The organism is Sphingomonas sp. KC8 (assembly GCF_002151445.1).
Classification (GTDB): domain Bacteria; phylum Pseudomonadota; class Alphaproteobacteria; order Sphingomonadales; family Sphingomonadaceae; genus Sphingomonas_E.
The window spans coordinates 434,851-446,902 of sequence record NZ_CP016306.1 but is presented as its reverse complement, the minus strand read 5'-3'; the positions used below and the strand labels follow the sequence as shown (position 1 = coordinate 446,902).

The window sequence follows — 12,052 nt, the reverse complement described above, 5'->3', positions numbered from 1 at the left end:
GCGGTTTTGAATGACGGACGAAAGGAAGCGAATGCGAATGATGCGATCATGCTGGCCCATCGCCCTTATGGCAATCGCCGGCACCGGGCTTGCCGCGGCACACGCGGCGTCGCCCGCCGCAACCGCTGCGGTCAAGGCTCGCAAGGCCAATTACAAGGAGATTGGCGGCGCATTCAAAACGATCAACGACGAGGTTAAGACCGGCAACCCGGATCTTGCCACCATTCGCCCGCTGGCCCGCGACATTGCCACCCGCGCCGCCGGGCAGCTGAAATGGTTTCCAAAAGGCAGCGGGCCGGAATCCGGCGAAAAGACCCGTGCCAAGCCGGCGATCTGGAGCGACATGGCCGGTTTCAACAGCGCGCATGCGGCCTTCCTGACTGCGGCCAATGGCCTCAACACAGCGATTGCCAGCGGCAATCCGGCCCACATCGCACAGGCCCAGAAGACGTTGGGCGGCACCTGCAAGACCTGCCATGACCGATATCGTGAAGCCGATTGAGCCGGCCGCCGCCACCACTGTCCCCGCAGATGGGACAGCAGGGCTGGCAATATGGGACCTGCCGGTCCGTTTGTTCCACTGGTGCCTGCCATTGCTCCTGATCTGCGCCTGGTGGACGGCCGAGGAACGCCAGCTCGAATGGCACCGCCTGACAGGCTATGCCATTTTGACGCTGATCATCTGGCGCCTCGCCTGGGGTATCGTCGGCAGCTCAACCGCCCGCTTCACGCAGTTCGTAAGCGGACCAAAGGCAGTTCTCGCTTATGTCCGGAACGGAGCGCAGCGCCATGATGCCCGCCACCCCGGCCACAATCCGCTGGGCGGGTGGAGCGTGCTTGCGATGATCGCGGCCTTGGCGACGCAGATCATGCTGGGTTTCTTCGCAGTCGACGTGGACGGCATGGAGTCCGGACCGCTTTCCTATCTGGTCGACTTCGATACGGGACGTCTGGCGGCGAATGCGCACGAGATCGTCTTCAACATCTTGATCGGGCTGGTGGGCCTCCACATCGCAGCCATCCTGTTTCACCGCATCTATAAGCGAGAGGACCTGATCAGTCCGATGGTTCACGGAAAGAAGCGTTGGACGGGCGACGCACCACGGCTCACCATCGCGCCCAGTTGGCTGGCGCTGCTGTTGCTTGCCGGCTCGGTCGCTTTGGTCTGGCTGGTCCTGAAATATTCGCAGCCCTGGTAACGGAAAAGAGGCGCGCTACCCTGCGCGCCTCTTTTAACTGGCCTACCGGTCGATGAACGCCGGCGGGCGCTTCTCCAGGAAGGCCGCGACCGCTTCTTCATGGTCGGCGGTATGATGCGCCAGCGCCTGATAGGCCGCCGACATTTCAAGCAAAGGCGCAAGCTTCATATCCTGCCCCTCGCGCAGCAGCCGCTTGGCAAGCCGCGTGGCGTGGCCGGGATTGGCCGCGATGCGCGATGCGACGTCCTTTGCCGCTGCCAGCAGCCCGTCCGCCGACACGACTTCACTGACGAGGCCATATTCGAGCGCCTTGGCGGCGTCGATCGCCTCCCCGGTCAGCGTCATCAGGCTCGCGCGCGCCATGCCGATCACACGCGGTAGCAACCAGGCCCCGCCATCCCCCGGAACGATCCCCAGCTTGACGAAACTTTCGGCGAAGATGGCGCCTTCAGCGGCAATGCGGATATCGCACATGCACGCCAGATCGAGTCCCGCGCCAATGGCCGGCCCGTTGATGGCGGCAACGACCGGCACCTCCAGTTCGTACAGCGCCAGCGGAATGCGCTGGATGCCGGCACGATATTTGTTGCGAAGGTCCAGCGGCGAACCGGCGAACATGCCCTTGCGGTCGCGCATGCTCTTCACATTGCCACCCGCGCAAAAGGCGGTTCCCGCGCCGGTCAGCACCACGGCCCTGATCGTCGGGTCATCCGCCACAGCGCTGCAAAAATCCTCGATTTCAGCGATATGGTCGTTTTCGGAGATCGCATTACGCTCCTGCGGCCGGTTGAGCGTTGCCGTCACCACGGCGCCCTCGCGCTCGATGAGCAAAAACTTCTCCACGGCGCTGCACTCCTATCTTGTGATGCAATTGGTTCGGTGCACGGGCTATGCGAGTGCGGCACACCATACTAATATCAATTTCGATCCATCCAATATCGAGTAGCTATCATGGACCTCCGCCAGCTTCTTTATTTCACGACGCTGGCAGACACGCTGAATTTTCATCGCGCCGCCGAACGGCTCAATATCTCGCAACCGCCGCTTACCGTGGCAATCCGGAAACTTGAACAGGAACTGGGGACCGCGCTGTTCATTCGCGGCGCGCGCGGCGTATCGCTGACAGCCGCCGGCGAGGCCGCGCTCGAACCCGCACGCGCGACGCTTGTGAAAGCGCAGGAAGTTCGCGCCTCCGTACGCGAAGGACAGACCGGCGAGCGCGGCCGCCTGCGTATCGGCTTTGTCGGGTCGGCCATCTATGATCTGCTTCCCCGCATCATCCCGCTTTACCGCCGTCGATATCCGCGTGTTGATCTGGTGCTGGAGGATTCGACCAGCATCGATATCGTCCGCCGGATCCGTGCGCGCGAACTGGATATCGGCCTTGTCCGCCTGCCCCTGGTTGACAGTTCGGGCCTCGCGATCCGGGCTGTCGAACGGGATGAACTGGTGGCCGCGATTCCGTCGTCCAGCCCATTTGCATCCACCTCGCGCCTGCAACTCAAGGCGTTGGCGGCCGAACCCTTCATTCTCCATACCCGCATCAGCGTCCTCCATCTGACGGTACTGATGGCCTGCCATGATGCCGGGTTCGCGCCGCGGGTCGCGCAGGAAGCCACGCAGGTGCACACGATCCTAAGCCTCGTGCAAAGCGGCCTTGGGGTCGCGCTCGTACCGGCCAAGACAACCCGGAATGTGCCGGATGGCGTAAGACTGGTGCGCCTTGCTGAACCGCCACGGATCGAATCCGGCATCGCGATGAGCAACGAGGTTTCCAATCCGCTTGTGCGGAACTTCGCCGCGCTGGCCGCCGAAACCTCCGATATTGATTGTATATCACCATAAGACATATCAATATTGGACTGATCAATGCGATGATGCAAAACCTTGCCTGGATCGCAGCCAGCCGGCTGCCACAGATGCAAGTGAACGACCTTGTTTCAAAACCTCTCGCTCTCTCCCCTCCCGCCTTCTGACGAAGCGCTCCGAAAGCCGGTTCGGCGGATGATCGCGGATGCGATCGCGCACATCCCGCTCGATGCCCGCGCCCGATCCTGGCAGGGCTTTGATGCCGCCTTCAGCCGCGCTCTGGGGCAAGCGGGCTATCTCGGCCTCACCCTGCCCGAACGCTATGGCGGCGGCGGGCGAGGCCCGTTTGCGCGGTTCGTGGTGGTAGAAGAGTTGCTGGCCGCCGGCGCGCCCGTCGCGGCCCACTGGATCGCCGATCGCCAGAGCGCGCCGCTGATCCTGAATTACGGCACCGACGCGCAGCGCGACTTTTATCTGCCGCGCATCTGCCGGGGCAAAGCCTTTTTCTGCATCGGCATGAGCGAGCCAGGCTCGGGATCCGATCTCGCCAGTGTCCGCACCCGCGCGGATGCCACCGACACCGGCTGGCTGGTCAACGGCCAGAAGATCTGGACGACCAATGCCACGCACAGCGATTATATGATCGCCCTTGTGCGCACGTCAGGCACGGCGGCGGATCGCCACGCCGGGCTGTCGCAACTGATCATCGACCTGAAAGCCCCAGGCATTACGATCAGGCCGATCGTCGATCTTGCCGGCGATGCGCATTTTGCCGAGGTATTCTTCGACAATGTCGCGCTGCCGGCAGATGCCCTGATCGGCACCGAGGGCCAGGGCTGGCATCAGGTGAATGCCGAACTCGCCTTTGAACGCAGCGGCCCTGAACGGATTTATTCCAGCATCATCCTGGTCGATGCGTGGATCGCCCATGTGGCCGCCGCCGGCCGGCTTGATGGGGACACCGCCGCGCTGGCCGGCCGGATGACCGCCGAACTGGCGACCTTGCGGGCCATGTCGATCGCGGTCACGGCCCTGCTCGCGCGCGGCGAAAGCCCCGTCGTCGAAGCCTCGCTTGTCAAAGATCTGGGCACCACCTTCGAACAATCGGTGCCCACATGGATCGGTGACGATCTTGCCGCACATCCGGAAGAAGCGGTGGTGCCGGAATTATATCGCGCGCTGCTCTATCTCAGCCAGATCGCCCCAAGCTTTTCCCTGAGGGGCGGAACCCGCGAAATTCTGCGCGGTATCATTGCACGCGGACTGGGGCTTCGGTGATGGACCAGAACGAACTGCTCGACCCGTTCAACCGCCTGCTCGCCGATGCCTGCACGCCGGCCGTGGTTCGCGCGATCGAAGGCGGCGGCTCGCCCGCCGTCTTGTGGGATGCACTGGAAACATCGGGTTTCCTTGATGCGCTGGCGCCCGAAAGCGCCGGTGGCGTGGGTTTGTCGCTGGGTGCCGTAGCGCCGCTGCTGATGGCGCTCGGCCACTTTGCCGTTCCCCTGCCTGTCGCGGAAACCATGGTCGCCCGCGCGCTTCTTGGCGATGCCGGGATCGAACATCCGCAAGGCCCGATCGTGCTGGCGACATTCGTCAGCCGCGCGGCCATTCCGATGGCGCGGACAGCCGGTCATGCGCTGGTGCAATATGGGCAGGAACTCGTCCTGACGAAACTGGCCGACGTCCCGATGCAGGACACCGGCGTCCATCACAGCCTGGCAGCCGTCATCTCCTGGCCCGCCACGCCGGCTGGCCGCGTGTTCGCCGCAGGCGATACGGACCTGCTGGCCCTGGGCGCGGTCCTGCGGGCCACCGCGATCGCGGGTGCGGCGGATCGGCTGCTGGCGATGACCATCGCCCACGCGAATGAACGGGTGCAGTTCGGCAAGCCAATCGGCCGGCAACAGGCCATCCAGCAGCAGCTGGCGGTGATGGCCGAACATGTCGTCGCCACGCGCATGGCCGCCGAAATCGGCTGCGCGGGCGGCTTGCGCGGTGATGTCATGGCGGCTGCCACGGCCAAACGGATGGCCAGTGCGGCTGCCGCCACGGTCGCGGACATCGCCCATGCCGTCCATGGCGCAATCGGCATCAGCGAGGAACTGGACGTCCAGCTTCATACCCGCCGTCTGCGCGAATGGCGGCTGGCCGATGGCGGCGAACGCTATTGGGCCGAACGTCTCGGCTACGCCCGTCTCGCGGCGGCGGGCATGTCGAGCCTCGATTTTGTCCGGACGCGCATTGCCACAACGGAAAGCGACGCATGAAAACTCCGATCACCGAACTGCTCGGCATCCGTTATCCGATCGTTCAGGGCGGCATGCAGTGGGTTGGCCGGGCCGAACTGGCGTCCGCCGTCTCGAATGCAGGGGGGCTGGGCATATTGACAGGCCTGACGCAGCCGACGCCACAGGCTCTCGCCGATGAAATCGCCCGCTGCCGAACGATGACGGACCAGCCGTTCGGCGTGAACCTGACGATGCTGCCAAGCACGAACCCGCCCCCTTATGCCGATTATGTGACGGCGATCATCGAATCCGGCGTGAAAATCGTGGAGACTGCGGGAAACAGCCCCAAGGAATTTATCGCCCGGTTCAAGGACGCCGGCGTGAAGATCGTCCATAAATGCACATCCGTGCGGCATGCCCTGTCCGCCGAACGCAATGGGGTCGACGCGATCAGCATCGACGGCTTCGAAGCGGCGGGTCATCCCGGCGAAGATGATGTGCCAGGGCTGGTGCTGGTGCCGGCCGCCGCACGCGCGCTCAAAATCCCGATCCTGGCTTCGGGCGGGTTTGCCGACGGCCGTGGGTTGGCCGCCGCACTCACCCTTGGCGCGCACGGCATCAACATGGGCACACGCTTCATGCTGACCCGCGAATCCCCTGCCCATGATCGGATCAAGCAGGCGATCGTCGCCGGCAGCGAACGCGACACCAAGGTGATCTTCAAGCCGTTCCGCAACACCGCACGCGTCTTTCGCAACGCGATTTCGGAAGAGGTGGCGATACGCGAACGCGCGCCCGACGCTACCTTCGCCGATGTTCAGCCCCTTGTGGCCGGCGCACGCGGGCGGGCCGCGATGGCAGCGGGCGATGTCGATGGCGGACTGCTATGGGCCGGCATGGCGATCGGCCTGATGGACGACATTCCGAGCTGTGCAGAGCTGATCGAACGCCTCGTCACCGATTGCCGCGCGCACCTTGCCGCAGCCACCCGCATGGCCACCTGACAGAATGGACCCGCACATGGGCTACAACACGATCACCTGTGAGATCGACGATGGGTTGCTGCTCCTGCGATTGAACCGACCCGAACATCTCAACGCCTTTACCGTCGAAATGGCCGACGAACTGGTCGATATCTATTCCCGCGCCAGCCGGGACGATGCCGTGAAAGCGATCGTCGTAACCGGCGAAGGCCGCGCATTCTGCGCCGGCATGGATCTTTCGGTCGGGGGCAATGTGTTCGGACTGGATGAAAGCCTGTCGCCGTCGATGGATGACATGCGGAACCGTCTGGAATCTCCGGAGATTGATCGCGGCGTTCGTGATACGGGCGGCCGTGTGGCACTCGCGATGTTCGAATGCCTCAAGCCGATCGTCGGCGCGATCAATGGCGCGGCCGTGGGCATCGGCGCCACCATGACCTTGCCGATGGATTTCCGACTGGCATCGGATGATGCGCGGTTCGGCTTCGTCTTCGGCCGGCTGGGGATCACGCCCGAAGCCTGTTCGACCTGGTTCCTCCCCCGGATCGTCGGCCTCGAAAAGGCACTGGAATGGTTCTACAGCGCCCGGATCTTCGATGCCCGCGAAGCGCTGGACGCAGGGCTGGTGCGATCGACCCACCCCCGTGATGAACTTCTTGCCGCCGCTTGTGCTTTCGCCCGCTCACTTATCACGGATCGATCGCCGGTGAGCGTCGCGCTGATCCGCCAGATGCTGTACCACAATGCCGCCCAGCCCCACCCGCTCGACGCGCATCGGGTGGAGTCGCTGGCGATGTTCTACACCAGCATCGGCGACGGACGCGAAGGCGTCAGCGCCTTCCTCGAAAAGCGCCAACCCGCGTTCCGCGCAACCACATCGGCCATGCCGCCATTCCATCCCTGGAACGACAGCTAAAATCCAGATGAAGGCTGCGGCGCTGCGCGTACGCCCTTGCTGCGGCCGCCCAATATGGTAAGTGTATACTCACTCATAAATTCCCTGGGAGGAAAACCGAACATGCCCACAGATCTCGCCTCCGTCATTCGGCCCGTTGCGGAACCGCGGATTCTGGATGGGGCCTATAGTGATGACCAGCATCGCCGCATGATCGATGTGGTCCGCCGCGAAGGGCCATGGCAGTTGATCCTCGCCCAGCATTTCGCTTCCGCCGAAGAGGTCATCGCCACGATGTCAGGCGCGATGCCCGAAGGCGTCACCCCCACTTTCGATATGTTCCTGACCCCCAATTTTCGCGGCTATTTCGCCAAATATGGCACCTGCCTCTATCCCGAACTGGAAGATTGCTTCCTCAATCCCGATTTTCTCGCGCAGGCACGGTCGTACTGGAAGGCCGATTATGCGAGGCCCGAAAACATGCTGTTCAACATCCAGGGCGCATCGCACAGCTATGATCCGGCGCACCTTGATGCGACCCAGTTCCGCGGCATCGATCAGAAAAACACACCAATCTGGTTGATGAACACCATGACCAAATCCGGTCTGTTCCAGCACTGGATCATGAAGAAGGCGCAGGTCATCGCCTGGTTCTACAAGGGCACGATCGGCGGCGGCTTCACCTACTGGCCACAAGGGCCACTTGCCGAACCCAAGCGCATTGCCGCGCCGATGTGGAACCGGGCGGTCGTCGTGCAGAATGAGATGATGTACCACCGGGGCGAAGCGAACGGCCCGCTCGATCAGCGCCTGCCCAAGGGCCTGGCCTTTGAATCGCTGTTCGGGGCCGATCCGGATGCCAGCGATGGCTGGCAGATCACCACCGGCAGTTCCGTCGTCCAGAAAATCCCGGCGCAGGAGATGCGCTTCCTCGTCCATTGGGGCGCGGAAATCTATTCGGACTATGCCGAACTCAAGATGGTGATGGAACATAGCGACGACCTGACCCACGAGCAGGTGTTCGACATGTTCATCAAGGACATGCGCCAGCGTGGCCACAGTTTCGAGGTTCCGACTGATCCGCTTCGCGATCGGGAATTCATCAAGCTGCTGACCGCGGTCTATGATCTTGGCACACCGCGCATCTATCCGGCCGAAGCGCCCGGACCGCACCAGGAACAACTCGCCGCCTGAGGCCCGCCTGACATTCCCATCCGCCGGACATCGGGTCCGGCGGATCGACCCCGCTTGCCGCCAGGAGAGTGAGTTTGCCCGCTTCACGTTTGTCATCACGGATCTTGCTGCGCGTGGGAACCACGCCCGTCGCACTATGACAATGGAAGCATCCGGCCCCCTGAAGGGACTTAAGGTCCTTGATCTGTCCCGCGTGCTGGCAGGCCCGTGGTCAACCCAGATATTGGGCGATCTTGGCGCCGACGTCACCAAGGTGGAACAGCCCGGCCAGGGTGACGACACCCGCCGCTGGGGGCCGCCATTTCTGGAGGATGGGTCGCGGGATTCGGCTTATTATCTCTGCGCGAACCGCAACAAGCGCTCGATCGCCATCGATCTCGCGCATCCCGAGGGCGCCGCGATCATCCGCAAACTCGCGGTCGAGGCGGACATATTGGTCGAAAATTTTCGGGTCGGCGGCCTTGCGAAATACGGCCTCGATTTCGCCTCGCTCACGCTTCTCAATCCGCGACTGATCTATTGCTCCATCACGGGGTTCGGGCAGGACGGCCCTTATCGCGATCGCGGCGGCTATGATTTCCTGATCCAGGGCATGAGCGGGCTGATGAGCGTGACGGGCAGCCCCGATGACGAACCCGGCGGCGGGCCGATGAAGGTCGGCATTCCGATCAGCGATCTGGTGACCGGCCTTTACGCCACGACGTCGATATTGGCGGCCCTCGAACATCGCCACCGCACCGGGCGCGGCCAGCATATCGATTGCGCATTGCTCGACACGCAGGTGTCGCTTCTCGCCAATCAGGCGTCCAACTATATGAACGGCGGGCTGGTGCCACGCCGGCTCGGCAACGAACATCCCAACACTGTCCCCTATCAGGATTTCGCCTGCGCCGATGGCGATATACTCGTGGCACTCGGCAACGACCGCCAGTTTCGCGCCTTCTGCACCCTGATAGGGCTGGCGGATCTGGCGTCCGATCCCCGCTTCATCGACAATGCCGGGCGCAACCAGAACCGCAGTGCATTGCAGGATGCGATGCGTCCGGCCATCGCCCGATGGCAATCGGCCGATCTGATCGCGGCCATGGAAGCCACCAAGCTACCCGGCGGCAAGGTCAACCAGATACCCGAAATTCTGGCCGACCCGCAGATCGCCGCACGCGGGCTGATCCGCCGCATGAAGCGGTCCGATGGCACCGAGGTTCATGTCCTCGGCTTTCCGGCCAAACTGTCTGAAACACCGGCAGACTATCGCCACGCCCCGCCCCGCTCTGGCGAAGATACCGCTGCGGTTCTCCGTGCACGGCTCGGCCTTTCCGACACCGAAATCGCCCGGCTGTGCGCCGCGGGCGTCATCGCGGAGACTCTCTGATGCACGGCCGTAACTACATCGATGGTCAATGGCGCAACGGCGGCGCCCGGCTGGCGACCACCAATCCATCCGATCTCGATGAAATCGTCGGGGAATATGATCAGGCCAGCGTGGCCGATGCCGAAGACGCGATCCACGCCGCCCGCCGCGCACTGCCGGCCTGGGCCGCCGCCAACATTCAGCTGCGGGGCGATATGCTGCGCAAGGTCGGCGACGCGCTCTACGCGCGGGCACAGGACGTAGGCACCCTGCTTGCCCGCGAGGAAGGCAAGACGCTGAAGGAGGGTATTGGCGAAGCCGTACGCGCAGCCCAGGTCTTCCACTATTTTGCGGGCGAAACGGTTCGCCATCCCGGCCAGTGGTACAATTCGCTGCGCGACGGCCACAACGTCATCGTCAGCTACGAACCGGTTGGCGTGGTGGCAGCGATCACGCCCTGGAACTTCCCCATCGCCATCCCGGCCTGGAAGGTTGCAGCGGCCCTCGCCTACGGCAACACCGTCGTCCTGAAACCTTCCGAATATGCACCGGGCTGCGCGGTATTGCTGGCGGAAATGTTGGAACAGGCCGGTGTGCCCAACGGCGTTTTCAACCTTCTGCTGGGCGATGGCCGTTCGATCGGCCAAACCCTGATCGACGGTGCGGACGCGGTAACATTCACCGGGGCGACGCCCACGGGCCGCCGGATATTGCAGATGGCGGCACCGACCATGACCAAGGTCCAGCTCGAACTGGGCGGCAAGAACCCGTTCATCGTGCTCGACGATGCCGATCTTGATGTTGCCGTCGAAGCCGCCGCCCAGGGAACCTGGGGACAGACCGGCCAGCGCTGCACCGGTTCGGAACGGATTATCGTGACGAAGGGCATCCACGACGCCTTCGTCGAACGGCTGGTCCAGACGGTTTCAAACTATCGGGTGGGCCACGCGCTCGACCCCCAAACCGAAATCGGCCCGGTCGCCAACCAGGCCCAGCTCGACAAGAATCTCGGTTTCATCAACCGCGCGCGGGCCGATGGCGCCGAACTTGTGGCCGGCGGCCATGTGAAGGAAGCCCGGACCCGCGGGCATTTTCTGGCGCCAACGCTGTTTCTCAACACCACCAACGCCATGGAACTCAATCGCGAGGAAATTTTTGGCCCGGTCGCCGGTATCATCAAGGTCGAAGATCTAGACGAGGCCATTGCCGTCGCGCGCGACTGCGAACTCGCTTTGTCGTCCGGCATTGCGACCACCAGCCTCAAGAGCGCCGAACGGTACCGCCGGGCATCGAACGCCGGAATGATGACGGTCAACGCGCCAACCGCCGGCGTTGAATATCACGTGCCGTTCGGCGGGCGGGCGCCTTCGGGCTTTGGCGGCCGCGAGCAGGGGGCGGCCAGCGCCGAATTCTTCACCGAAATCAAGACTGCCTACATCAACCACGGCGTCGTCTGACAACCATGGAGAACAAATTGACGACCAGGATTGGATTTATCGGGCTGGGCGCGATGGGGCTGCCCATGGCGTCGAACCTCCAGCGCAAGGGCTTCGATCTCAACGTCTATGATATGGACGGCGCGAAGATGGAAAAGCTGGCCGCGCTCGGCGCGCGCACGGCCCTGTCGGTCGCCGATGCCGCCCAAGGCGCGGATATTGTCGTCACGATGCTGCCCGCCACGCCGCATGTCGAAGCCGTGGTTCTGGGTCGGGATGGCGTGCTGGCGCATATCGATCCCCAATCGATCCTGATGGACATGTCGACGATCGACGCCAATGGCACCGATCGCATTGCGCGCGCCTGTGCTGAACAAGGGATCGCGTTCACCGATTGCCCGGTGGGCCGGCTGGTGCTGCATGCCGAACGCGGGGAATCCCTGTTCATGGTCGGCGCCGACGACGCGACGTTCGAACGGGTCAAACCGCTGCTCGACGCGATGGGAACCGCGATCCACCGGTGCGGCGCGCCGGGCATGGGATCGCGCATGAAGGTCATCAACAACTTCCTGCTGCTGACCGTCGCCGAAGTCTGCGCCGAAGCCATCGCGCTCGGCACCAAACTTGGCCTTGCGATCGAAACGATGCGCGATGTCACCGGCGCGACGACGGCGCAGAACGGGCAGTTCCACACTCTGATGGTGAACAAGGTGCTCAAGGGCGATGTCGAGCCGGGCTTCACCATCGATCTTGCCTTCAAGGACATGACGCTGGCGATGACCGCCGCTGCCGAACAGCGCGTCGGCCTGCCCGTGGGGGCCGCCGCCCATGCGGTCTACGGCGGCGCGCGCGCCACGCCGTTTGCGACCAAAGATTATTCCGCCTTGCTGGACCTTGCCTGTGAACGCGCGGGCGTCGTGCCCGCTCGCCTCTCGGCCTGAACAACCAGCGAAG

Annotated in this window: 12 protein-coding genes; 11 read left to right on the top strand and 1 reads right to left on the bottom strand. The window is 63.5% G+C overall.

Going from position 1 to position 12,052, the window contains the following annotated elements:
• The first annotated feature begins 37 nt into the window (after positions 1-37).
• A complete protein-coding gene (locus KC8_RS02220; protein ID WP_037496174.1) occupies positions 38-502 on the top strand; it encodes a c-type cytochrome in 465 nt (154 codons plus the stop codon).
• A complete protein-coding gene (locus KC8_RS02215) occupies positions 477-1,199 on the top strand; it encodes a cytochrome b/b6 domain-containing protein (RefSeq protein WP_010125600.1) in 723 nt (240 codons plus the stop codon). The genes KC8_RS02220 and KC8_RS02215 overlap by 26 nt, the downstream gene beginning before the upstream one ends.
• Positions 1,200-1,241: 42 nt before the next feature.
• Here the strand turns inward: KC8_RS02215 and KC8_RS02210 are convergent, their stop codons facing one another.
• Complete coding sequence (locus KC8_RS02210; RefSeq protein ID WP_010125599.1) at positions 1,242-2,042, bottom strand: crotonase/enoyl-CoA hydratase family protein; 801 nt, start codon at positions 2,040-2,042, stop codon at positions 1,242-1,244.
• Between the two features lie 108 nt (positions 2,043-2,150).
• On the opposite strand from KC8_RS02210, the gene KC8_RS02205 reads away from it, so the two are divergent.
• The 9 genes from KC8_RS02205 (at position 2,151) to KC8_RS02165 (ending at position 12,039) form a co-directional block, all read left to right on the top strand.
• Entirely contained in the window at positions 2,151-3,044 is an 894-nt protein-coding gene (locus KC8_RS02205; protein WP_010125598.1) for a LysR family transcriptional regulator, read from the top strand.
• Positions 3,045-3,134: 90 nt separating this feature from the next.
• On the top strand, positions 3,135-4,286 hold the full coding sequence (locus tag KC8_RS02200; protein WP_029624548.1) for an acyl-CoA dehydrogenase family protein: 1,152 nt from the start codon (positions 3,135-3,137) through the stop codon (positions 4,284-4,286).
• The gene (locus KC8_RS02195) at positions 4,286-5,278 is read left to right on the top strand and encodes an acyl-CoA dehydrogenase family protein (protein ID WP_086495513.1); all 993 of its coding nucleotides are present in this window, start codon (positions 4,286-4,288) and stop codon (positions 5,276-5,278) included. Before KC8_RS02200 ends, KC8_RS02195 begins: the two co-directional genes overlap by 1 nt.
• Positions 5,275-6,243 (top strand): NAD(P)H-dependent flavin oxidoreductase, encoded by a 969-nt coding sequence (locus tag KC8_RS02190; protein ID WP_010123548.1) that lies wholly within the window; start codon positions 5,275-5,277, stop codon positions 6,241-6,243. The genes KC8_RS02195 and KC8_RS02190 overlap by 4 nt, the downstream gene beginning before the upstream one ends.
• A gap of 16 nt (positions 6,244-6,259) precedes the next feature.
• Positions 6,260-7,138: a crotonase/enoyl-CoA hydratase family protein gene (locus KC8_RS02185; RefSeq protein WP_010123550.1), complete on the top strand. Its 879-nt coding sequence runs from the start codon at positions 6,260-6,262 to the stop codon at positions 7,136-7,138.
• 102 nt (positions 7,139-7,240) lie between these two features.
• The gene (locus KC8_RS02180) at positions 7,241-8,311 is read left to right on the top strand and encodes a hypothetical protein (protein WP_010123551.1); all 1,071 of its coding nucleotides are present in this window, start codon (positions 7,241-7,243) and stop codon (positions 8,309-8,311) included.
• 142 nt (positions 8,312-8,453) lie between these two features.
• A complete protein-coding gene (locus KC8_RS02175; RefSeq protein WP_010123552.1) occupies positions 8,454-9,683 on the top strand; it encodes a CaiB/BaiF CoA transferase family protein in 1,230 nt (409 codons plus the stop codon).
• Positions 9,683-11,119: an aldehyde dehydrogenase family protein gene (locus KC8_RS02170; RefSeq protein ID WP_010123553.1), complete on the top strand. Its 1,437-nt coding sequence runs from the start codon at positions 9,683-9,685 to the stop codon at positions 11,117-11,119. The genes KC8_RS02175 and KC8_RS02170 overlap by 1 nt, the downstream gene beginning before the upstream one ends.
• A gap of 17 nt (positions 11,120-11,136) precedes the next feature.
• Positions 11,137-12,039, top strand: a complete 903-nt coding sequence (locus KC8_RS02165; RefSeq protein ID WP_138956589.1) for an NAD(P)-dependent oxidoreductase — start codon at positions 11,137-11,139, stop codon at positions 12,037-12,039.
• Positions 12,040-12,052: the final 13 nt, after the last annotated feature.